The organism is Paenibacillus sp. FSL R7-0272, assembly GCF_037969905.1.
GTDB lineage: Bacteria > Bacillota > Bacilli > Paenibacillales > Paenibacillaceae > Paenibacillus > Paenibacillus polysaccharolyticus.
This window is the reverse complement of the sequence record NZ_CP150221.1, coordinates 3,653,912-3,675,097: the sequence shown is the minus strand read 5'-3', so window position 1 is coordinate 3,675,097 and position 21,186 is coordinate 3,653,912. Positions and strand designations below refer to the sequence as shown.

General features: G+C 44.0%; 22 protein-coding genes. 14 read left to right on the top strand and 8 right to left on the bottom strand.

The genetic code is table 11. The features are described 5' to 3' along the window. Nucleotides 1-5 precede the first annotated feature (5 nt). Complete coding sequence (locus MKY23_RS16200) at nucleotides 6-512, top strand: DUF4178 domain-containing protein (protein WP_154890427.1); 507 nt, start codon at nucleotides 6-8, stop codon at nucleotides 510-512. A gap of 11 nt (nucleotides 513-523) precedes the next feature. Beyond that, nucleotides 524-1,273, top strand: coding sequence for a DUF4247 domain-containing protein (locus tag MKY23_RS16195; protein WP_090916641.1), 750 nt, complete (start codon nucleotides 524-526; stop codon nucleotides 1,271-1,273). 133 nt (nucleotides 1,274-1,406) lie between these two features. Here the strand turns inward: MKY23_RS16195 and MKY23_RS16190 are convergent, their stop codons facing one another. Then, a complete protein-coding gene (locus MKY23_RS16190; protein WP_260510964.1) occupies nucleotides 1,407-1,751 on the bottom strand; it encodes an HNH endonuclease in 345 nt (114 codons plus the stop codon). A 238-nt stretch (nucleotides 1,752-1,989) separates the two neighbouring features. Between MKY23_RS16190 and glp the strand changes: the two genes are divergently transcribed. Then, a complete protein-coding gene (gene glp, locus MKY23_RS16185; protein WP_221789602.1) occupies nucleotides 1,990-3,258 on the top strand; it encodes a gephyrin-like molybdotransferase Glp in 1,269 nt (422 codons plus the stop codon). A gap of 5 nt (nucleotides 3,259-3,263) precedes the next feature. Beyond that, the gene (gene mobB, locus MKY23_RS16180) at nucleotides 3,264-3,836 is read left to right on the top strand and encodes a molybdopterin-guanine dinucleotide biosynthesis protein B (RefSeq protein ID WP_339830808.1); all 573 of its coding nucleotides are present in this window, start codon (nucleotides 3,264-3,266) and stop codon (nucleotides 3,834-3,836) included. Nucleotides 3,837-4,074: 238 nt separating this feature from the next. Here the strand turns inward: mobB and xerS are convergent, their stop codons facing one another. After that, complete coding sequence (gene xerS / locus MKY23_RS16175) at nucleotides 4,075-5,166, bottom strand: tyrosine recombinase XerS (RefSeq protein ID WP_260510965.1); 1,092 nt, start codon at nucleotides 5,164-5,166, stop codon at nucleotides 4,075-4,077. Nucleotides 5,167-5,366: 200 nt separating this feature from the next. Here xerS and MKY23_RS16170 point away from each other — a divergent pair, with 200 nt between their 5' ends. The 3 genes from MKY23_RS16170 to MKY23_RS16160 all read left to right on the top strand — a co-directional run bounded on the left by MKY23_RS16170 (nucleotide 5,367) and on the right by MKY23_RS16160 (nucleotide 7,678). Next, complete coding sequence (locus MKY23_RS16170; RefSeq protein ID WP_090916635.1) at nucleotides 5,367-5,855, top strand: GNAT family N-acetyltransferase; 489 nt, start codon at nucleotides 5,367-5,369, stop codon at nucleotides 5,853-5,855. 57 nt (nucleotides 5,856-5,912) lie between these two features. Next, complete coding sequence (locus tag MKY23_RS16165) at nucleotides 5,913-6,686, top strand: glucose 1-dehydrogenase (RefSeq protein ID WP_154890423.1); 774 nt, start codon at nucleotides 5,913-5,915, stop codon at nucleotides 6,684-6,686. 101 nt (nucleotides 6,687-6,787) lie between these two features. Further along, nucleotides 6,788-7,678, top strand: a complete 891-nt coding sequence (locus MKY23_RS16160; protein ID WP_090916631.1) for an aldo/keto reductase — start codon at nucleotides 6,788-6,790, stop codon at nucleotides 7,676-7,678. Nucleotides 7,679-7,963: 285 nt separating this feature from the next. On the opposite strand, the gene MKY23_RS16155 is transcribed toward MKY23_RS16160, so the two are convergent. Continuing rightward, the gene (locus MKY23_RS16155) at nucleotides 7,964-9,193 is read right to left on the bottom strand and encodes a DUF418 domain-containing protein (protein ID WP_221789419.1); all 1,230 of its coding nucleotides are present in this window, start codon (nucleotides 9,191-9,193) and stop codon (nucleotides 7,964-7,966) included. A gap of 273 nt (nucleotides 9,194-9,466) precedes the next feature. Here MKY23_RS16155 and MKY23_RS16150 point away from each other — a divergent pair, with 273 nt between their 5' ends. The 5 genes from MKY23_RS16150 (at nucleotide 9,467) to MKY23_RS16130 (ending at nucleotide 12,840) form a co-directional block, all read left to right on the top strand. Then, the gene (locus tag MKY23_RS16150) at nucleotides 9,467-10,162 is read left to right on the top strand and encodes a response regulator transcription factor (protein WP_090916627.1); all 696 of its coding nucleotides are present in this window, start codon (nucleotides 9,467-9,469) and stop codon (nucleotides 10,160-10,162) included. Beyond that, nucleotides 10,149-11,456: a HAMP domain-containing sensor histidine kinase gene (locus MKY23_RS16145; RefSeq protein WP_221789420.1), complete on the top strand. Its 1,308-nt coding sequence runs from the start codon at nucleotides 10,149-10,151 to the stop codon at nucleotides 11,454-11,456. Before MKY23_RS16150 ends, MKY23_RS16145 begins: the two co-directional genes overlap by 14 nt. Nucleotides 11,457-11,532: 76 nt before the next feature. Next, on the top strand, nucleotides 11,533-12,120 hold the full coding sequence (locus MKY23_RS16140) for an RNA polymerase sigma factor (RefSeq protein WP_339830801.1): 588 nt from the start codon (nucleotides 11,533-11,535) through the stop codon (nucleotides 12,118-12,120). A 29-nt stretch (nucleotides 12,121-12,149) separates the two neighbouring features. Further along, nucleotides 12,150-12,581 carry a phosphate-starvation-inducible protein PsiE gene (psiE, locus tag MKY23_RS16135; protein ID WP_339830799.1) on the top strand — a complete coding sequence of 144 codons (432 nt, stop codon included), beginning with the start codon at nucleotides 12,150-12,152 and terminating at the stop codon, nucleotides 12,579-12,581. Continuing rightward, nucleotides 12,556-12,840, top strand: coding sequence for a barstar family protein (locus tag MKY23_RS16130; protein WP_221789423.1), 285 nt, complete (start codon nucleotides 12,556-12,558; stop codon nucleotides 12,838-12,840). Before psiE ends, MKY23_RS16130 begins: the two co-directional genes overlap by 26 nt. Nucleotides 12,841-13,086: 246 nt before the next feature. Here MKY23_RS16130 and MKY23_RS16125 read toward each other — a convergent pair whose 3' ends face one another. The 3 genes from MKY23_RS16125 to MKY23_RS16115 all read right to left on the bottom strand — a co-directional run bounded on the left by MKY23_RS16125 (nucleotide 13,087) and on the right by MKY23_RS16115 (nucleotide 15,243). Next, entirely contained in the window at nucleotides 13,087-13,731 is a 645-nt protein-coding gene (locus MKY23_RS16125) for a LysE family transporter (protein ID WP_154983513.1), read from the bottom strand. 186 nt (nucleotides 13,732-13,917) lie between these two features. After that, on the bottom strand, nucleotides 13,918-14,670 hold the full coding sequence (locus MKY23_RS16120; protein ID WP_339830795.1) for a YqcI/YcgG family protein: 753 nt from the start codon (nucleotides 14,668-14,670) through the stop codon (nucleotides 13,918-13,920). A 216-nt stretch (nucleotides 14,671-14,886) separates the two neighbouring features. Further along, on the bottom strand, nucleotides 14,887-15,243 hold the full coding sequence (locus tag MKY23_RS16115) for an AMP-dependent synthetase and ligase (RefSeq protein ID WP_154890415.1): 357 nt from the start codon (nucleotides 15,241-15,243) through the stop codon (nucleotides 14,887-14,889). A 136-nt stretch (nucleotides 15,244-15,379) separates the two neighbouring features. Between MKY23_RS16115 and MKY23_RS16110 the strand changes: the two genes are divergently transcribed. Beyond that, nucleotides 15,380-16,822, top strand: coding sequence for an amino acid permease (locus MKY23_RS16110; RefSeq protein WP_221789424.1), 1,443 nt, complete (start codon nucleotides 15,380-15,382; stop codon nucleotides 16,820-16,822). A gap of 213 nt (nucleotides 16,823-17,035) precedes the next feature. Further along, the gene (locus MKY23_RS16105) at nucleotides 17,036-18,601 is read left to right on the top strand and encodes a glycoside hydrolase 43 family protein (RefSeq protein WP_221789426.1); all 1,566 of its coding nucleotides are present in this window, start codon (nucleotides 17,036-17,038) and stop codon (nucleotides 18,599-18,601) included. A gap of 124 nt (nucleotides 18,602-18,725) precedes the next feature. Here the strand turns inward: MKY23_RS16105 and MKY23_RS16100 are convergent, their stop codons facing one another. Together MKY23_RS16100 and MKY23_RS16095 are read right to left on the bottom strand one after the other, a co-directional pair. Then, nucleotides 18,726-19,238 carry a DUF3231 family protein gene (locus tag MKY23_RS16100; RefSeq protein ID WP_154983504.1) on the bottom strand — a complete coding sequence of 171 codons (513 nt, stop codon included), beginning with the start codon at nucleotides 19,236-19,238 and terminating at the stop codon, nucleotides 18,726-18,728. Between the two features lie 305 nt (nucleotides 19,239-19,543). After that, the gene (locus MKY23_RS16095) at nucleotides 19,544-21,052 is read right to left on the bottom strand and encodes an amidase (RefSeq protein WP_154983756.1); all 1,509 of its coding nucleotides are present in this window, start codon (nucleotides 21,050-21,052) and stop codon (nucleotides 19,544-19,546) included. Nucleotides 21,053-21,186 lie beyond the last annotated feature (134 nt).

Genomic DNA, 21,186 nt, shown 5'->3' with positions numbered 1-21,186 from the left:
TTGGCATGAGTGTATGGAAACGTATTAAAGGAATACTAACAAAGCCCGAGCCACCTAAAGTGGAAAAAACGATGCTTCAGCTTGCTCCTGGGGATATCTGTGAAGTGTCTCTGGTCACTTATGAAGTCGTTGGCAGGGTGCAGAATCGGGCTCGTAACGCAGTTGTATTAACGCTCCAGGATGGTAGTTCATTCCGATATTTACATGTGGAGGAGCGTGAGATCACGCGTTACGCCCTGTATACACCTATTGATGGGAGACTTGATGCCCCTGACGAGGTGCCGACCATTCTTGAACTGGATGATCACGTGTATCATTTGGAGGAAGAATATGGAGGTATGGTTCAGACTGTGGGTAGAACGCCTTATGGTCAGGCTGGTGAGCAGCTTGTGTGGCAGTATCAATCGGATGATAACAAACTTCTTCGTGTGGAATGGCAAGATAGAAGGTTTAACCTCTACGAGGGTGAGTCCATTCTTCCTGCGGATATCAAAGTGATTCGTTCGAACTAGGAGAGGTTCCAATGAAAAAACGCTTGGCACATGGATTAAAATTAATGCTGGTCCTCAGCCTTGTGATGTCTCTGCTGTCTGCGTGTGGTGCAGCTCCTTCCGTACAGGATACATATCCTCTTGAATCGGTAAGTGGCAGCGGTCAATCCACGTCTTATGTGTATCGGGCTGCAGATCGCACAGTTCCTGAAGTAGCAAAAGAGCTGTCCGATCAACGAACACCCGACCAGATCTCGGCAGAAAATACAGAGCGGATGTTCCTGGTGTATCAAGACCAGTATTATCATCTGCAACAAGATCCCAAGAAACCAGAGGATACGCTCGTCGAAGTCGATTCCAAGGAATATGTTCGTCAGAACTATAGCTCTTCCTTTTTACAAGGGTATCTAACGGCAACGTTAATCGGGAATTTGTTTGATACTTTTGGTGGACGCGGTTCAGGCAACTATCGGGGATACACGGAACGGGATACGTACAAACCGAGTGCGGGATCGTATCGGGCTCCAACGAGCAATGATAAAAAGCTGGCTCCGCCTATTACCGTTGAGCGAAAAGGCTCCATTACGCGGCGTGGCAGTGATAAGGACACAAGTGTTGGTTCTGGCGGCGGTTTATTCGACCGCAAAAAGGATCAAAGCCGAGGAAGTATCGATCGCAACAAGAGCAGTGGTGGCTTGGGTGGTTTGTTTGATTCACCAAAAAAATCCTACAAAAAGCCAAAGACTCGAATCGGTGGTGGCAGGATTATGAGGCGAAGATAACACCTCGCAAGCCTGAAATATATGATTCTTGGAATGATTATGATTTACAGGATGATGATTATATACAGGACAATAACAGTAGCATGGTGAGACACTGGCGAATGACAGTGAGCACCTTGTTACTGTTATTTTTTTATGATTTGCGGACATGATGGGACTTGCGAACACGAGGAATCGAAGAAGCTGGCTGTTTACGTATCCAGCGCAGGTAAGGAATGATCCGTTCATCTGCACGCAGCGATTGTAGATCGGTCAATCCCAGCGTAACCAGATCCCGATTCGTATATAACGAGTGGATTTGTTTATGACAGGGAATGCACAGGTTAGCGGTGGGCATGAAGCTACCGCCCATCTCCTTTGGTGTTAAATGATGAACTGTTGTCTCGACGGGTTCTCTCCCGCATAACTCACAATGATGATTCGTGGTGATCACCTCCCGATTTCGAATGCTATTATGTGCAAAGAAAGAGTATTTCATGTTACCTGTTAGGCCCCTGTTCATATTAGCGGGGATTCATAGCAATGATGTTCTTCCTGTTAAATCTCAAGAGTGAACACATTTAGAATGTGTCTGTTTAGGTACCTATGCAGTTTTCCTGTTCGGATTCAGTGAGTAATCGACTTGTCATCGGCGTATATTCGGGCTACACTTTCTTAAATGAGAAAAAGACCTCAGGAGGTAAGTTACTGTGAAACATAATTCCCATTCATATGATATGACCACCGCTAAATTTCATCGTACGGCTGTACAAGTATCGGAAGCACAGAGCAGAATTGCTGCTCAGGTATCGGCAGGCCGGATGGAACATGTTCCTCTTGCCGACTCACACGGCCGCACACTTGCAACGTCGATTGAAGCGCCGCATGCGTATCCTTTTTTCCGCAGATCAGGTATGGATGGTTTTGCGATTCAAAGTGCAGATACGGCTGAGGCCACAAGTGATCATCAAGTGTGGTTTCGCGTTATTGATGAAATCCCGTGCGGATATACACCAGAACATCCTATTACACCTGGAACGGCTGCAAGAATCATGACGGGTGCTCAAGTTCCGGATGGTGCAGATGCTGTCGTCATGATGGAGATGACGGAAAGCAAGCAAGAAGAAGGGCAGCACTGGATTGCACTGAAACGTCACATTCAGGCTGGAGCTAATATTACGCCAATTGGGCTTGAAGTGCAGGAGGGCCAGCAATTGATCGAAGCCGGTACCGTAATCGGGGCGGGTGAACAATCTGTGCTGGCGACGTTTGGCGTGGCAGAAGTGCCGGTCTTTGAACGGCCGAGGGTGGCTATTTTTGCTACAGGAACGGAGTTACTTGAGGTTCATGAGCCGTTGCAACCTGGTCGGATTCGCAACAGCAACAGCTATATGTTACGTTCTCTGGTTGTGGAAGCTGGAGGAGAGCCGGTCATGTACGGAGCCATCGCAGACGATGTGAATACCGCAAGGGCAAAACTGGAGGAAGCGATTCGGGACAATGATATCGTTGTGACGACAGGTGGCGTTTCTGTTGGGGACTACGATATCATGGGCGAACTTGTGCTCGAAGAACAGATGCAACTTCTCTTTAACAAAGTCACGATGCGCCCAGGCAGTGTAACTACGGCTGCTGTATATAAGGACAAGCTGTTATTTGCTTTATCAGGTAATCCAGGCGCTTGTTTTGTTGGATTTAATCTGTTTGTTCGTCCCACACTTCGTGCGATGCAAGCAGATGTCCATCCTTATTTGGAAGAATGGAATGTGATTTTGGAAGACGGCTATGCAAAGGTGAACAACTTCACTCGTTTTGTACGAGGACGTACGATCATTCGAGACGGAAAAGTATTTGCGGCTCCAGCTGCATCTCGTGTGGATGAGTCAAGTGTCATGATCACCATTAAAGACAGTGACTGCCTCATTGTGATTCCGCCTGAGAAAAAGGGCATAGCTGCAGGGGAACAGGTCACAATTCTTAAACTTCCAACCGGGCAAGCAAGGTAATTAGAATGGATAAAAGGACTTCTTCAGAGCCAAAGATCATGCAAGTCGTTGGATATAAAAATACAGGCAAGACAACAATGACAGCTTCACTAATCGCCGGACTTTCTTCCAAAGGTTTAAAAGTGGCTGCATTCAAACATGACGGACATGACCATTTTGAGATGGATCAGGAAGGGACGGACTCGTATCAGTTTGGCAAGGCAGGTGCTGCAGCTGTTGTGGTGATGTCTCAGAAAAGGACGGCGATTATTAAGCAACACAACACCCGGCTTGATGATATGTTGAACCAGTTCTCAGACTATGACTGGATTGTGATTGAAGGTTTCAAAGACGCCCCGTATCCCAAATTGGTGATGGTGCGCGAAGCCAATGACCTGACTCTGATACGCAAGCTTCAGCAGGTGGTTGGCATTGTTTTTTGGACGCCTGAATTAATGAAGGAAGCAGAGGCGGAAAAGTTAAGTGCTCAGATGGATAAGAAACAGGATATAAGCAAAGGAGCTATGGCCGGTTTTCTGTTCCATGAACGGGAAGTTATTGTAGAGGCTCTGCTCCAACTAAAATCACTTAATACCTGAGATCGTTAGAATGATCAAGGTCTGTGGAGGGCTATTTTTAACGTAACTATTATTATGTAAACTAAATAAATGATTTTAATATATAACTGCTAAAATGCGCCATTTAACCTATCTTCGAATGACCTGATATTTCATTTTGGTGCTTATTTCACACCGCGTGTTTGGCACGCGGTGTACTGTTTCATCACAATAGAGGACAGCCACATGTGCAATTGTCTACGAGACTCTTGTGATAACTCTAAGCATTATCATCCATGCGGCGTTCGATGGCTTCGGACATCGTTTTGTCGGTGAGATGCGCATAAATTTCGGTTGTTTCGGTAGAAGCATGACCTAGTTGCTCTTTGGTTTTGTAAATATCATTTTGCAAATAATAGTCGGTGGCAAAAGAATGGCGTAATTTGTGCACGGTAAGATACGGTTTGCCAAAACATTTAGCGTATTTCATAATCATCGCCTGAATCGCACGTTTAGTCATTCGACTTCCTTCAGATTCCCCGTTACGGAGTGCAATGAAAAGTGCTTTTTCTCGTTTAGGTGTGCGGTAACGGGATTGCCGCAGATTCATGTATGCTGCCAGCTCATCTTTGGCCTGTTCTCTGAAATATACGGGTGTTTTGTATGTTTCATCATTGTTACCTTTGCGGTAAACATAGAGCAGTTTGTTACCTAGATCGAGGTCATCCACATTCAAGTTAACCACTTCAGATACCCGTAGACCGGAGTTGAGGATGAGGCTGGCGATACAGGCATCTCGTTCTTTGTTCAACTCATGTGAGTACAGGGCCTGTTTGTTCTTCTGCATATCTGTAGCGTAGCCCTCGAGAATGTAACCGATAAATTCGAGTAATTCATTCTCTTCCAATATCTTGCCTTTGAGTTTCGCGGCAGTATCTTTGGGTTTATGGGTACGTTTGATCTCAATCTTGGCCATGATATTACGTTTAAGCAGCGGATAGAAGTCCTCATCTTCAGCAATTTGGCTTAAATAATGAAATAACGACCGCAGGGAAGAAAGCTTGCGTGAAACCGTGATTCTTGAATTGGTTCCCTCACGCTTCGTAGTCAGGAACAGTCGGTACGCAGTAACCGAATCCATACGTAGCACTTCCAGTTCGGTCAATGTTACCCCTTGGTTGGACTCAGCTTGGGACAGCCCTTCTGCACGTAGCCAGCTGAAAAAGGTATCATAATCTCTCAAATACTCCAGCAGCGTGGACGGAGACAGATCAGGCAGTTTATAGTCAATGAATTGCTGAACAAACCAGGGCATGGATGGTAGTTTTTCATCTAGTTTGCGTCGGTCAATCTCTTTTTGCACGTTGGTCAAGTTCGGCACCTCCATGTGAACGATTATTTATCTACAAAGTATATTAAGTGTACCATAATTTACATGCATCATCTTGTTTGATTATGCTGATAGGTATGATCAAGCGTTGTGCTACACAGGCTTCGATTTGTCACGTTGTTGCCCTTCATCTTATAAAGGTTTACAGTATGTATACATACAGACTAGAGGAGGCGAACCAAATGAATATGCAGATTGAGCTGGTTCCCCGCGAACGCAGTCAGGTGATTCGGCATCTCATGCAATTTTATCTCTATGATTTTACGAAATATCTGAATATTGATGTAGATCAGGATGGTATTTTTCCAGAATATCCGGGATTGGATGCGTTCTGGACGGAGAAAGGACGCAAGTTTCCTTTTTTGATCACAAGTGATGGTTCACCAGCGGGGTTTGCACTTGTGGAGAAGTTAGATCCCGGGAGTAAGGATAATGACTACTATTTGACTGAATTTTTTGTGATGCAAAAATATAGACGTAGCGGCGTTGGAACAAATGCGGCGTACGAACTATTTAGACGTTTCCCTGGGCGGTGGAAAGTGACACAGGTTCGGAACAATGTGATCGCACAGGCATTCTGGCGTAAAATCATTGGAGATTATACCGGAGGGCGTTTTCGAGAAAAATTCCATCCTGAACTGGGCAATCCCAGTCAGTATTTTGTTACCTGATGTCGTAAAAACATGTCTGTAAACTGGAACCCCATAGTACAACAAAGGAGGTCTAACATGATCGTACCAGCATTTCATCTGGAAGGACAAACAGCACTAGTCACAGGGGCAGGCAGAGGTATCGGAAAAGCGCTTGCCATCGGTTTAGCGGAATCGGGGAGTAATGTCGTGCTTGTATCTCGAACGATGAAGGAGATCGAAGAGACAGCAACAATGATTAATGAACAGACAGGCCGGAAAGCTTTGGCGCTCTGCGCAGATGTCACTTCTAAAGAGCAGTTGGAAAAGACTTTTCAGCAAGCCATTTCGGAGATGGGACGAATTCATATTCTCGTAAACAATGCGGGTATGAACATTCGGACGCCAGCGCTGGAAGTAACGGAGGAACAATGGGAAACGATTATGCAAACAAACCTTAAATCCGCTTTTTTCGCTTCACAATTGGCAGGTCAGCATATGAAGCAGTATGGGGATGGGACAATCATTAACATCTCATCGGTAGGTGGACATACTGCCTTGCGAACAGGTGTCGTATATGGTTCTACCAAAGCGGCTTTAATCCATATGACTAAGGTGCTGGCGCTGGAGTGGGGGAAATACGGTATTCGCGTGAACTCGGTCGGACCCTGGTATTTCCGCACTCCACTGACTGAGAAACTACTTGATGATCCGCAGTATTTGCAAGAAATTATTAACCGCACACCGCTTGGACGTGTAGGTGAATTACAAGAGGTTGTTGGGCCTGTTGTTTTTCTTGCTTCGGAGGCAGCCGGATATATCACAGGTCAGACTTTATTGGTGGATGGCGGCATGTCTATCTATGGTTTTTAAAAGTTTAAAAAAATGTGCCGCCCCGTGACTAAACGGGTAATAACATATGATACGACATGAAAAGGCCGTAAGAGACAAACCTGATTTGGAGGAGGATCATGATGGAACTTCGTAATTACGGAAATACCGGAATGAAAGTCAGTACACTCGGTTTTGGCGGATCTGAGATACGGGATGCGTCCAAAGCAGACGTAGAATTGTTGCTGAATCGTGCTTTGGATGCGGGTTTGAATATGATTGATACGGCGGAATGTTATGGAGACAGTGAGGAGAAAATCGGTGATGTGCTGGGACATCGCCGGCAGGAGTATTTTCTGTTCACCAAATGTGGACATGCAGCTGGTGTGAATGGACCCGACTGGGATGCCAAGGTGCTCGCACAGACCATTGATCGTAGCCTCAAGCGCTTGAGAACAGATTATGTGGATGTCGTGCATCTGCACAGCTGTTCGGAAGAAGTACTTCGGCAAGGTGAGGTAATCGAGGTATTGCAACGAGCAAAAGAAGCTGGTAAAACTCGTTTTATCGGATATAGTGGAGATACGACAGATGCGCTATACGCCATTCAGACAGGTGCATTTGATAGCTTGGAGACATCATTGAATATTGCCGATCAGGAAGCGATTGAACTGACTTTGCCTGAGGCGCGAAAAAGAAATATGGGGATCATCGCCAAAAGGCCGATTGCCAATGTAGCCTGGATGTATGATAAGGTGACAGAAGAGGATTATGCTTATCACTATTGGAAGCGGTTAAAAGAACTGAAATATGACTTTTTGGCTGAGGATGCAGAGCGAGTCGTAGAGATTGCATTGCGTTTTACGCTGAGCACTGAAGGTGTGGATACCGCCATTGTGGGAACCGTCAAACCTGATCGTTGGCTACAAAACGCCGAACTGGTGGCGAAGGGGCCGCTTGAGCAGGGCCTATATGATGCCATTCGTGAACGCTGGAAGGAAGTAGCGGGATCCGACTGGACAGGTCGTATCTAATTCGAGTTAATTTTAACAAATTCCATTAATCATATAAAATTGGTTGTGAACGATTTGAATTTCTAAAAAACTGCCTTTGTTGGGCAGTTTTTTTGTGTTTAAAGGAGAGTACTTGAAGGGACAGCAGAGAAAATAATCTGTCTAATCTCTATAATTGTTTTTCATTTTCATCATATGAAAAATTCACAATAGTAGAAAAAATTCTTCGAAAAAATAGAAAAAAGCCCCATAGGGGGCTTGGGATGTTGGGTAGAACTTATCCGAAATTGTTAAATTCAATAGCGTTTACTGACGCAAATTGCTGTTCAATGGCTGGGCAAGGTTAGCGGGAGTTGTTTTGGAAGCACGGTTAATCTTACCATACGTAAGTTTGCGCCATATCGACTCCATTGGTCCGATCTTGAAACGTTTTAACCACAGCGAGGCAAAAATGACGAGTACAACATACACAGCAATGCTAAGCATAAGTGTACCAATAGGTTTTATAGAACTAGCCAATCCAAATGCATAAGGAAGCAGAATTACGGTTCCCATGATGGAATGAAGGAGGTAACAGGTCAGCGACATACGTCCAACTTTGGTAAATACCATCAACGCTTTACGAAGTGCAGGAACATACAAAAACAGCATCGCGAGGCTACTCATATAAAACATGCTCCCGGTTAAGTTCCCCTGTTGACCCAAAATCATGAATAGCTCCATCCAAAATGTATTTTCGGCTGAAATAAGTGTATTTACCATGGAGCTGAACTGAGTGAGTATAAATGCAGCCAAGCTGATGAACCAGATTCGCTTCCAGATTGATTGCTTTGCTTCCATGTTCGTGAAGAAGTCCATCTTCACAAAATACATACCGATCAGGAACATCAGGAACATAGAATAAACTGTAGAAAATGAACTAGCCGCCATTACGCCCATGTCTGCCCATCTTGCTATCAAGGAGTCCCAATAGGTTAGGCTGGTATGACTGTTTAATGTGAAATCAAAATAAGTTGGCATGTTTGAGGATGCAGTGTTCATCGCATTATAGACCATCATAAATACAGGAGTCAGAAATTGAATCAATATAAGTGCAATAATCCATCGCAATATCGTTTTAGGAGTCCGAGCATAGAACGCGAGTAGTAGAAATCCCGCTACAGCGTAAAAAGTCAATATGTCGCCAACCCATATAAAGGTGATATGCAATAAGCCAATACAGAATAAAATTAATAACCTGCGGGCAAAAAGCATTCTAGGATGTTCCACTCGTTCCACGGCCCGGTCCATAAAAATCATAAATCCAACACCAAACAGAAAAGAAAATAACGTGATGAACTTTCCTTCGGCAAATGTGGAAACGAGGTTGTGGACTAGATCGCTTGAATTCATATCAAATCCCTTCACTGAGTCTACGATCAAAAAGTAATTCACAATAATAATGCCGAGCATAGCAAACCCGCGAACGATATCTAGAAAATGGACACGTTCCTTCAGACTTAGGGGTTGTGCAAAGTTCTCTTTTTTTTCATTCATAACATTTCTCCTATTCATTTTTATATTTAACTTGAGCGAGTCTAATCTTGGTGTGTATAAATGCTTTCCTAACCTTGGATAACTATACTTATCGATTCTTAACAGTTTCTGAAAGTTCGTTTCATTTTTTTGATTTGTGACAAATGTATGACAAATGATTGCATTCATAAATGGTTAAGATTTATGATTTATCGTATTACTTAAGTGTTACCGAAGGACGATATATATTGAGGGCACCGTAAATAACATCAGGAATCATGAGGTGAGAAGGGCATGACCCATCGGATATTAGTTGTCGAGGATGATCAGGATATTGGTGATTTGTTAGAAGAATCCCTTACGAGAGCGGGCAATGAGGTGTTAAGAGCCAGAGACGGACAGCGTGCGCTGCAGCTTGTAGATGACGGGCTAGACTTGGTCATTTTGGACATCATGATGCCGGGGATGTCGGGGATTGAAACATGTGAGCAGATTAGAACGTATTCCAACGTTCCCATTTTGTTTCTAACGGCCAAATCGAGCACATTGGACAAAACAGAAGGTCTCCTGGCAGGTGGCGATGATTATATGACAAAGCCATTTTCAGAAGAAGAGCTTCATGCCCGTGTTATCGCTCAATTGCGAAGATATAAGATTTATAAGGAGAAAAAGGAAAGTGGAGATACGTTTCTGGTTGGAGGCAAGTTAAAAGTCAATGAACATTTTAATGAGGTCTCGAAAGAAGGACAGCAGCTCAAGCTATCTGATCTGGAGTATCGCATCCTGAAGCTCTTGATGAGCAAACGAAGCAAAATATTTTCCGCTCAAAATATTTACGAGAGTGTATGGGAACAGCCGTATTTTTATTGTTCAAACAACACCGTAATGGTGCATATTCGCAAACTGCGTGCAAAGATTGAGGATGACCCGGCACACCCGGTTTATATCCTTACCGAATGGGGGAGAGGATACCGTTTTGGCACACCGTAAATTTACGCTGACCAAAAAATTGGCCTTAATCATCTTGATGGCAGCTACGGTAAGTGGTCTGTTTTTTTTGACGATGCAGAAGGTTAGTAATGGGCTGATTGACAGATACCTTAATTCTGATGCGTACTATGAGAGTGAATCGTCTAAATCTATTGCAAAGTTTAGTAAATATGTGGAGACGAATGATCTGTCTTCAACCGATCGAAAGGCATTTGGAGAATGGGTGAAAAAAGAGAACTACATCATGCTCACCATCTACAAAGACCAGCTACTGCAATATGATTCGAATTACGCAGCGGAAGATGAGTCTGGATATGGGATAGAGCAGGAAACGCTATATGCTCAGAAACACTCATTTCCTGTCATGTTTAGTGATGGAGAGGGGAGAGTAACAGTAGACGGGTTTTTCTCATCCCGATATTACGATATTGCCTTTACTCTGGAACTACTCAGCGCCACGATGATTTTTCTGTTGATTGTCCTGCTGGGCATTCGTCGAAGCCTCGCTTACCTGAGAAAGATTCATGAGGAGATCCACATTCTTGAAGGTGGAGAACTGGAATATGAGATGACGATTCGGGGCCATGATGAAATAGCGATGATCGCTGAGAGTATTGAGGAACTTCGTAAAGCCTTTCTCGATAAATTGGATGCGATTGAAGCTTTGCAGGCGGAGAGCCGAAGCCTTGTTACTGAAATGTCACATGATATGCGGACCCCGCTTACCTCTTTGATCATGTATTTGGAGTTTGCCAAGAAAGAACGCGGAGACCAAGGGACGGAACATAGCCATTACATCACGAATGCCTATGGAAAAGCCATTCAACTTAAAAAGTTGTCCGATAATTTATTTGATTATTTCCTTTTGGATAAAGAGCAAGAAGCTGACCTTGAGAGCATAGCTGTGCAGGAGGCTATTTATGATCTGATATCTGATCAGGTGGCCATTTTGCGGCAGGAGGAATTCAAAGTCCGCATTATTGGTGAACTGCCGCAAGTCTATATCACAGTGAATTTGGAGGAACTCGGGAGGGTCTTTGATAATATTTTGTCTAATCTGTTGAAGTATGCAGAACCCAAAGATGAAATCTGCATTACATTCAACTCTAGTCCGGAGATGTTTGACATTCAACTGGACAATACGATTAAAATTGCTGAGGTTTCTCCGGAAAGTACCGGACTGGGCGAAAGGATCATAAGCCGGATGATGAGCCGCATGCAAGGGCAGTTTCTCAGGAATCAAGATGGAGTACATTATAGTGTTGTGTTGAGGTTTAGGAAATCCAAAATCTAACCGCAGTACTAGAATGAAATATTCAAATTCAGATAAAAAACACAAGGGGTTTAATTACATCTGTGGAGGAATCAGAATGAGCCCGATAGACAAACCTATGAGAGGTACCGTATTGCCAACTCAATCGACATTTACGTCACTTATGGCCACTTATCAATCGATGGTATGGAGATTGGCTTCGCGCTATTTCCGGGACCCGCAAGATCGAGATGATATCGTGCAGGAGACATTCCTGCGGGTGTATACACATATCGAACAAATGAACAGCCAAAAGAATGTCGTAAACTGGATTTATACCATTGGGAGAAATGTATGCCTGGATGTGTTGCGCAAGAAAAAGAGACAGAGTGTTGCCACAACTTCGTTATATGTAGAGGATTCGTATAGATCTGTGGATGCCATATCTGATCTAATGTCCTATGAACCTGGCCCTGAAGAAAGGTTGATTCAGAACGAGACTTCTTCCGAACGCAAACGCCGGATCAATGATGCATTTCATCAGATTCCAGGTAAATGGAGACATTACGTCTATCAGCGGTACTATTTGGAAATGACCGTCAAAGATATCAGTGTATTGAACGATATACCGGAAAATACGGCCAAAACGTATCTCTTTCGAGGAAGAAAACATATGAAACAACAGTTAGTTGACATCACGAATTGAAATAGGGGACATGACAAATGAAAGATTTAATGACTAAATTCCAAAAAACACCACACATTCTACAAGCGCTTTTGAATATCTGCCTGTTCTTTCTGGCCTTAGCTTTAAGTGCACTTCTAATCAGTGAGACATGGTATATCGTACAAATTGTGTACCAGTCTTTTGTAACTCGTCAGGATAGCTACTATGAAATGTTATCCGAATTGCTCGTTTTCTTCTTGTACTTTGAATTTATCGCTTTAATTGTGAAGTACTTCAAGTCTAATTTTCATTTCCCTCTTCGTTACTTTATTTATATTGGAATCACAGCGGTGATTCGCTTAATTATTATAGATCATGATAACGCAATGTCGACGTTCTGGTGGTCGTTGGCTATTTTAATCATGGTAGGTGCTCTGTTTATATCAAATCGACGGAATTCAGGAGTTCAGAAACATGAAAAAAGTGAAAGTGATCATTGATGGGAAAGCAATAGGAAGCGTGGAGGATCTGCAACGTATACTTCAGGCCGAATTTTCGTTGCAACCAGCTCATTTTGAAAGTATGGACACCCTCTGGGAAGCGTTAGTATGGCATGTGCCAGTCCCGATTACGCTAGAATGGAACCATTTTAATGACAGCAGAGCCTCGATTGGACCTTACGCAGATCAATTGATGAACTTACTGTACGAGGTCGATGAACAGCTGGAGGAATTATTTAGATTTACAGTAAAATTATAAAATTTCAACATATGAAAAATTCACAATAGTAAAATCAAATATGCTCCATTGTTACATCACAATAGATCAACCAATCGTACTCCAGACAACTACAAGTATCGTATTAACGAACCTCCACATTCTGAGGAGAACGTCAATAGAAAAAGCTGCTCCTTTCTCAATGAAAGGGCAGCTTTTTTTAATCACACTGTAAGTAATATATGTAACGAGTCGGATGAGGTGACGAAGGGTTCAAGAGCCTTATTCTTAAAAAAGCACTTGCCACAATGCGCTAACAAACTTATAAAAAAAGTAGAACGCAAAGCCAATTAGAAGAACTCCGGCCAGGCTCGAAACGAGCTGTACCATCCTGGCACTCATCATTTTACGTGTGATGGATACGATGGTGAGCAGACCAAGATCATGTAGCAGAATGCCACATAATATCCCGATTGCCGCAATGACAAAACTGAGCTTGCCTGCCGATTGATAAGAGTCGGATAAGACAACACCAAAGACAGAAACCCAAAACATCAGATTACCTGGGGAGATCGCAACCAATAAACCATTACGATAAGTCCGCCAAAAAGAGGGTTTGGTCGGAAACGTCTTTCCGTCTGTTGTCATGAGGCTCACATCCGAATTACGGATGGACTCATATCCCAAATAAGCTAAAAATCCTGCACCCACCAACCATAGTGGAATCTGAACGAATGGAACGGATAACAGTGTAGCAAATCCAAAATACATAGCAATAATTAAAGCGATATCCAATGTCATACCACCTAGACCAACCGCCCAGCCATGAAGGAATCCATTTCGCAGTCCCTGCTTGGTCATCTCTACCGTGATTGCGCCTACCGGCATGGCAATAGCAAGCCCGATCAGGATAAATTTCACATAAATCTCCATAATCATTTCCTTTCTGAGTGATGGGTTGATGGAAGAAAAGAAGCTTGTCCACTTAAAAAAGACGTTTGCTCTAGTAGTCTATGTAACTCTTTCACATGGAAGAGATATAAAAAGAAGTGCTCTCCTCACACCTCGGCTCGTATAACAGCTTATTCGAAGGAGAGCTTGTTTAGAATACGGATGATGTTATTCTTTTGCTTGTGGTTGTTGTAACAAAGAGCGTAGAAAAGGGCATTTGGATGGGGCAGTGTCATCATCTCGTAGAAAATACTGTTTATACTCCAGATTTCCTTCTGCCCCGTATTGCTTCAATTCAGGATGTGCGGGAATCGTGTCATAGGCAGCAAGCCTCGCTCGAATTCTCGGCCCAATGGCTGCAGCCCGCTGTGGCTGCTCATTCCATAAATCAAGGACCCAGCGAGGCGTCATAGCTAACATGAGATAAGGAAAATGGCGACTTTGTCTTGAAATGTGAGCTGGTGTACCGCAATAAACGAAATACCGTTCATCGTTATAACAGTACTCCCATAATGGATTCTCGGGGTCTTCCGGGATATCTGCTGGCCATGATTGGGTATCGAGAGTTCGCATCTCACTTAACAGGTTCCAGAATGATTGTTCGTAAGTGAGCACGTTTTTTGTTTCCTTTTCTTTTTCAAAAAAAATGACTAGAGATGAAAAATCTCCGAAGGAACGTGAAGAAGCTCCATATTCCGTTACAATTGCTGATAATTGCTCCGCAAGAGAAAGATGTTTGGACTGAAAGACAAATCCATATCGAAGATGACCCAGTGCATATGCCTGGGTTGCAGGAATGCAGGGGAACCTGGTCTCCCGGTCACTCATCTTGGCAGAGAACAAACGATAAGCATCCCTTTGCCACAGATCCAGCGGGAGCTCACCATTTTCCATATCAGTAGAAGAAAACAATAGCGACATCAGTAAGCCTCCTTTTACTTATAGGATATCGCCTGCAAGCAAAATGGTGACTGTCCATTTATGAAAGTAAACAGTGGGTAGACTGTTCAGTGAAATGCGTATCATGATGTAGTTTGTGCCAAGCAGTAATTTCAGAAGAAAGCAACTAGCTGAAACGCAAACAAGGAGCTCAGTATTGAGCTCCTTGTTATTTGCAATTTCCTGCCAAATCTTAATCTATTGGCGATGTTGGTTGGAGAAATTGCCAAATGACTGACCTTGTCCTTGGATTGTCGTGTTAGGCGTATTATACGGTTGATCGATGTAGGATACATGCTGGGAAGAAGTATTTGCAAGCTGCTGAGCTAGGTTGGAAATCTGTTGCAATTGTTGAATGGCTGTCTGATGTCCTTGCAATGCCGTTTGAATAATATGCGCAGCTTGTTGCTCGCGCTGGGCCAATTGTTCCAATTGTTGAGCATTGCTTTGTTCTTGTCTCAGCAATTGTTGATATTGCATGGAAGCTTGTTGTGTTTGTTGCGTCAGTTGTTGAGCGAGTTGCGTAATCTGTTGCGATTGTGAATATTGGTTCATGATGGTGCCTCCTATTTGTTTGAATTTACCTGTGTATTATGCTGAGAGGTTCGAAGAAATATTCAGGGAGATGTTTTGCTCCAATTGGGGAAGGCTACCTGTTGCGACGATTATCAAGAGGGAAAGGATTGACGAAATGAGTCAGGCTTCAGGAAAATCATCGGATGAAAAGAAATTGAAATGGTGGCAACTCAGTTTGTTGGGCGTTGCGGGCACCATAGGAACAGGTTATTTTCTCGGTTCAAGTCTAGCGATTACCATCGGGGGACCCGCTGTAGTAATTGCTTATGCACTTGCTGCGTTAGGTACATATGTTGTTTTTGATGCTTTGGCACGTATGACTTCGGACCATCCGGAGCAAGGGTCGTTTCGTTCTTATGCGAAGAAGGCGTTTGGCGCATGGGCAGGTTTTGCGAGTGGATGGGTCTATTGGTTTTCGGAGCTTCTCATTATGGGGAGCCAGCTGACCGCACTTTCTATCTTTTCGCGTTTCTGGTTTCCCAGCGTTCCACTCTGGATCTTTGCCGCGGGGTATGGAATCGTCGGTTTATGTATTGTGTTTTTTGGAAACAAGGGATTCGACCGGGTTGAAAATGTACTCGCAGTCATTAAAATTGCGGCTATAATCATGTTTCTGGTTCTGGCGGTCGCTCTACTTGCCGGCTGGATTGGAGGCACCAAATATGCACATAAGGTACCGATGGACATGGCTTCCATTTTCCCGAAAGGGGCAGTAGGATTGTGGTCTGCGTTCTTGTTTGCGTTCTATGCGTATGGAGGTATTGAAGTGCTCGGCATTATGTCATATCGATTGGAAAAACCGGAGGATGCACCCAAAGCGGGCAAAGTCATGCTTATTTCACTGTCTGCAGTTTATGTCGTTTCCATTGGCCTTGCACTAACCATGGTTCCGCTGTCTGCTTTTAATCCGAAAGAAAGTCCGTTTGTACTTGCACTGAGCAGTGATCACCTTGCTTTTGTACCACATTTGTTCAACGGTGTTCTGATTGTGGCCGGTTTCTCTACGATGACCGCATCGCTCTATGCAGTGACCTCCATGATGATTACGCTGGCACAAGAGGGGGATGCCCCAAAGTTATTCTCACAGAAATGGAAGAAGAAATATCCTCTATTTGCCTTGTGTCTGATTGGTTGTGGTTTGATTGGTACGATTATCATGTCGCTACTGCTTCCTGGAAAAGTCTACGAATATGTAACTACTGCCGCCGGGTTAATGCTGATGTATAACTGGCTGTTTATCTTGCTCTCCTCAGGTCGGTTGCTGAAATCTCGCACCATAGATGTGATAAAACGCTGGACTGGATTGGTGCTGATCAGCACGGCGATAACTGGAACTCTTTTTCATGGCCTAAGCCGGCCTGGTTTCTTTATTAGTTTACTGTTGATTTCTCTGATTGCTCTAAGTGATATCATCGTGCAACGTAAGCGCAAAAAAACATCATCTGCTGCAGATACGGAGCAATACGCACAGAATGAACAAGCTGATGAGAAGAATCCGTTGAAGGGAGCCGCCTTTCATATTACAGGTATTCGTAAGCAAAGGAACAAAATCAAGTGAAGAGCAGAAACTTCTAAAGCTAAACAGGTGGTTACTTCTGAATCTACGTTGCCTAAGGTTTCGTCATAAAACATGATCTCTGAAAAATCGGGATCATGTTTTATCTATCTTATATATTAATTTTCAAGTAATATGATGATTACAAGATTCGTAGTGTAATGTATCAGATCATCACAAAGTTAGGTCAACTGCATCCCAGAAAAGAGGAAAACAATGATGAACAAAGATTACGTTTTGCTTTCCAATGAAGGAAAATGGGGCGATCAAGGGGACGGTACTTATGTCAATCCGGTCTTGCCTGGAGATTACTGCGATCCAGATGTGATAAGCGTTGGGGAAGATTACTATGCGATCTCTTCCACCTTACATTGCTCACCAGGTATGGCTGTTCTGCACTCTAAAGATTTGGTCAATTGGAATGTAATTAGTCATGTCGTAGAAGATTTGACAGTTATCGGGCCTGAATATCGATATGATCGAATGAATCGTTATGCAAGAGGTGTCTGGGCGGGAGCGATCCGTTTTCATGACCATCAATTTTGGGTGTATTTTTTCACACCGGATGAGGGTTTATTCGTAAGCACAGCTACAGATCCTGCTGGCCCATGGGAGCCTCTTTATCATAGTTGGGAGATTGCTGGCTGGGACGATTGTTGTCCTTTTTGGGATGATGACGGTCAAGGATATCTGGTGGCTACGAATTTTGCTGACAATTATAATATTTATCTGTTCAAACTGAGCGACGATGGAAAACAAATTTTGCATGACAGTGGTGTCGTGATCCATCAATATAAAGGTAGCGAAGCGAGTAAGCTTTACAAAATAAACGGACTTTATTACATTTTCCATAGTGAAGTTCGACCGAGAAATGGTGAGGAGGTAAGGGTTGTTATGATGCTCCGTTCAGAGCGTTTATACGGTCCTTACGAAGAAAAAGAGTTAATTCATACGCATGGTGTGGAAGTGGACCGCGAACCGAATCAAGGCGGACTTGTGCAAACAGCGTCTGGGGAGTGGTATTTCATTAGTCACCAAGGAGCCGGTGGTTACTTTGAAGGCAGAACTCTTCACCTGCTTCCCGTTACGTGGGTTGACGGTTGGCCAATCATTGGTGAGGATACAGATGGGGACGGTGTCGGAGAAATGGTATGGGGAGGCAAAAAACCAATTCAAGGTTATCCCAAAACGATCTTAACCGTGAATGATGATTTCAGTAGCCCGGTACTGCAGTCTCAGTGGGGATGGAACCACCAACCCAAACTGGATACGTGGTCTTTAACAGAGAGACCAGGATATTTGCGTTTGCATGCTTGTGTGCCTTCCGAGAAGAATGATTTTTTTAAAATCTCGAACATTCTTTCCCAACGGGCGTATCGTGTGCCTCATAACGTTGTGACTGCCAAGTATGATCTAAGTGGGATGGTGGATGACCAGGAAGCGGGTCTATGCCATTTTGGACAAACCTATTGTACGATTGGTATTCATCAGCAGGAAGGAACTCGGGTATTGAAGTTCAATCATTCAAATACAATCGAATGGGGACCAACTGTTGATACCACTGACTTATGGTTGAGATCGATTTGGAACTTGCATGGTGAAAACAGGTATGAATACAGCCTGGATGGAGAGAATTTTATCTCCTTTGGTGAAGTCTATCCATTGGGTTGGGGACCCTACCGGGGAGACCGGGTAGGGGTGTACAATCTGAACCATGAAAGAGAACAAGGGTATGTGGATGTAGAATACTTCAATTACGAGTCGGGAGATAAGAAAGTCTAATCCTTTTCTGAATACGAAAGAGGCTGAGAAGAGGAATATGTTATTTCCTCTTCTCGGCTTCTTTAATGTTGTGTGTTTATTTCATTATTAAATGTCTTTATTTAATTCGTTTAATATCACAAAACTATTCGCCATCCGGTCTTTTCACTTGCAGCGGCGGGGGAATAAGCCATCCTTTTTCTTTGCTCAAACGAAGAATGCGCACACCCAGTGCTGTTTTGGTAACATGGTATTTCGCAAATAGTGCACCAATGTCCTCGCGGATGGATTGGCCAATAGTCTGACTCGCGGCGACTAATCCAAGAGCAGTATCAGCTGCAATTTTGGCACCTATCTCTGGATCAGTAAACCTTGCGCCAGGAGGAATGTCCTCTAATGCCACAACGGGTCTCTCAGGAAGAGTCGGAGCGGGCGTGATACCGTTCTCGGTGAGTAAGGCGTCACATTCTTTAATTTCCAGTCTGGCTTGATCCAGCAAGTCTTCTAAAATTTTCTTCAAATCTTTGTCTCCTGCGTGATTCATATAAGCCTGATAACAAGAGACAGCTCCTTTAGCTACCATTGAGCACTCCCATACACTATAGATTTCTCCATAATGCATGGGCTCGTTTTTAGGATTTCCACTTAAAATTCCCATCGCTGCTCCCTCCCGCTAAGTTATTTTTTTCACTACAGTAGGGTTTACATGGCGAGCAAATTTTATCCGATTGAGAAGTAGTTCGAGGTTTGAATTCACATCATTATTATTATGTTAACTGAAGTTTATTTTCAGAAAGATGGTCACATGAACAACTGTAATTATCATCCAAGATAGTCACATGGACTAAATTAAAGAATCATTCAAATCGCATCAGGTTCTTTGCTCTGATGCGATTCCTGTTCCACTGAAAAAAAGCCATACAGGTTATGTTCTGCTGGCTTCTTTCCACTTTTATAAATACTCTAAGCTTTTGTCGAGGTTGGGAACATGGGTTTCGCCTCCATGCCAACCCACAACTCGGTTGATTCGAGTTGACCAGCCAGATGCAATAACCAATCTTCACGGCCTTTGGTTGCCATAACCTGAACACCCATTGGCAGGCCTTCCGCAGTCAAATGCAGAGGAAGACTAATGGCTGGCTGACCTGTCAGATTCGCAAGTTGTGTAAACGGGGTGTACGTAAGGCTCGGCTTGAACATCTCATAGATTAGCTCTTGTTGCGCCGTTTTATCCAGATCACTGACGGACATCAGATGTTGAATCTGCTCCGCATGTGGCGTCAGTTCGCCAATCCGGGGTGCGGGAAAAGCGTTAACAGGTGTGATGTAAAAATCATACCGTTCAAACAGCGTAGACATCTGCGCAGCCGCCACGTCCCATTCGGCCAAGCTATGAACAAATTCAGCAGCAGATACTTTTTTGCCCGCTTCAGCCAGTACCCAGGACTCAATCTCCATATCATCTGCAGTAAGAGAACGACCCATGCCATGTTCCATGGATGAAATCATGGCGGCCATCTCGCCGCTGTTCATCATATAATAGTTTTCCATCAGGCGTACACCATTGACTGGACTTAACTTTTCTTCAACATGATGCCCTTGAGATTCCAAGAAATGGACTAATTTCATCACAGCCTCTTTGGCATCTTCACTGACAGGTGTGCCGACAGGTGAGTCCGTTGTATAAGCGATTCGCCATTTGCGTTGATGCGGATAGTTCATATCAGTCAGGTAACTTCCCGGGAATAAAGGTGCATGGAATGCGGCTTCCGGTTGGATAATCTGGAGCGTATCCAGCAGTGCAGCACTGTCTCTGACGGAGCGAGATACTGCAAAATCTATCGAGGCTCCTTGCCATTGTCTTCCCACACCTGGACCAACGGGAGTGCGTCCGCGGGTTGGTTTCAGCCCAAACAAACCGCTGAAAGAAGCGGGAATTCGAATGGAACCACCGCCATCACTTGCGCCGGCAAGCGGCACGATGCCTGATGCTACAGCGGCAGCGGCACCGCCGCTTGAGCCGCCTGGGGAATGATTCACATTCCACGGATTGCGCGTTGGCCCGTGTAGACGTGGCTCGGTTATATTTTTCAACCCGAATTCTGGTGTATTCGTATGTCCGATCACAATAAAACCTGCTTCGAGCAAACGAGTTACGAAATTGGAGTTGCGAAGAGCACGATGTTCGCTGAACAGACGTGAGCCAGAGGTAAGAAGTTCACCTTCCAAAGATTGAGAAATATCTTTGAGGAGCAACGGCACACCTGCAAATGGCTGTTCTCCAGGCCTAACCATGCTGGCTTCCTGCCGAGCACGTGTTTCATATGTACGAATGACTGCATTGAGATGTGGATTGACTTCTTCCAGACGTGCATAGGCAGCTTCAAGCAGTTCAACCGGGGATACTTCCCGGGAGCGAATCAGTTCGGCGAGCCCTATAGCGTCATAGGAGGTATATGAGAATGAAGACATTAGTAATCGTTCCTCTCTAAGAATAGTTCCTGTTGGATATCTTGTTCCAAGTTCCATAAGCCATCGTACCACCTAGGCAGACAAAAAACAAAACATCAATCCATCATAATAGAAGAAATACGGCAGAAGAAAAG

Bases quoted from the DNA above. Each gene is read 5' to 3' on its own strand.
- MKY23_RS16150 (WP_090916627.1), top strand. From the start codon at position 9,467: ATGACCCATCGGATATTAGTTGTCGAGGATGATCAGGATATTGGTGAT.
- MKY23_RS16200 (WP_154890427.1), top strand. From the start codon at position 6: ATGAGTGTATGGAAACGTATTAAAGGAATACTAACAAAGCCCGAGCCA.
- MKY23_RS16130 (WP_221789423.1), top strand. From the start codon at position 12,556: ATGAAAAAAGTGAAAGTGATCATTGATGGGAAAGCAATAGGAAGCGTG.
- MKY23_RS16195 (WP_090916641.1), top strand. From the start codon at position 524: ATGAAAAAACGCTTGGCACATGGATTAAAATTAATGCTGGTCCTCAGC.
- MKY23_RS16165 (WP_154890423.1), top strand. From the start codon at position 5,913: ATGATCGTACCAGCATTTCATCTGGAAGGACAAACAGCACTAGTCACA.
- mobB (WP_339830808.1), top strand. From the start codon at position 3,264: ATGGATAAAAGGACTTCTTCAGAGCCAAAGATCATGCAAGTCGTTGGA.
- psiE (WP_339830799.1), top strand. From the start codon at position 12,150: ATGACTAAATTCCAAAAAACACCACACATTCTACAAGCGCTTTTGAAT.
- MKY23_RS16105 (WP_221789426.1), top strand. From the start codon at position 17,036: ATGATGAACAAAGATTACGTTTTGCTTTCCAATGAAGGAAAATGGGGC.
- MKY23_RS16125 (WP_154983513.1), bottom strand. From the start codon at position 13,731: ATGGAGATTTATGTGAAATTTATCCTGATCGGGCTTGCTATTGCCATG.
- MKY23_RS16120 (WP_339830795.1), bottom strand. From the start codon at position 14,670: ATGTCGCTATTGTTTTCTTCTACTGATATGGAAAATGGTGAGCTCCCG.
- MKY23_RS16160 (WP_090916631.1), top strand. From the start codon at position 6,788: ATGGAACTTCGTAATTACGGAAATACCGGAATGAAAGTCAGTACACTC.
- MKY23_RS16190 (WP_260510964.1), bottom strand. From the start codon at position 1,751: ATGAAATACTCTTTCTTTGCACATAATAGCATTCGAAATCGGGAGGTG.
- MKY23_RS16095 (WP_154983756.1), bottom strand. From the start codon at position 21,052: ATGTCTTCATTCTCATATACCTCCTATGACGCTATAGGGCTCGCCGAA.
- MKY23_RS16115 (WP_154890415.1), bottom strand. From the start codon at position 15,243: ATGAACCAATATTCACAATCGCAACAGATTACGCAACTCGCTCAACAA.
- MKY23_RS16140 (WP_339830801.1), top strand. From the start codon at position 11,533: ATGAGCCCGATAGACAAACCTATGAGAGGTACCGTATTGCCAACTCAA.
- MKY23_RS16170 (WP_090916635.1), top strand. From the start codon at position 5,367: ATGAATATGCAGATTGAGCTGGTTCCCCGCGAACGCAGTCAGGTGATT.
- MKY23_RS16155 (WP_221789419.1), bottom strand. From the start codon at position 9,193: ATGAATGAAAAAAAAGAGAACTTTGCACAACCCCTAAGTCTGAAGGAA.
- MKY23_RS16110 (WP_221789424.1), top strand. From the start codon at position 15,380: ATGAGTCAGGCTTCAGGAAAATCATCGGATGAAAAGAAATTGAAATGG.
- MKY23_RS16100 (WP_154983504.1), bottom strand. From the start codon at position 19,238: ATGGGAATTTTAAGTGGAAATCCTAAAAACGAGCCCATGCATTATGGA.
- glp (WP_221789602.1), top strand. From the start codon at position 1,990: ATGACCACCGCTAAATTTCATCGTACGGCTGTACAAGTATCGGAAGCA.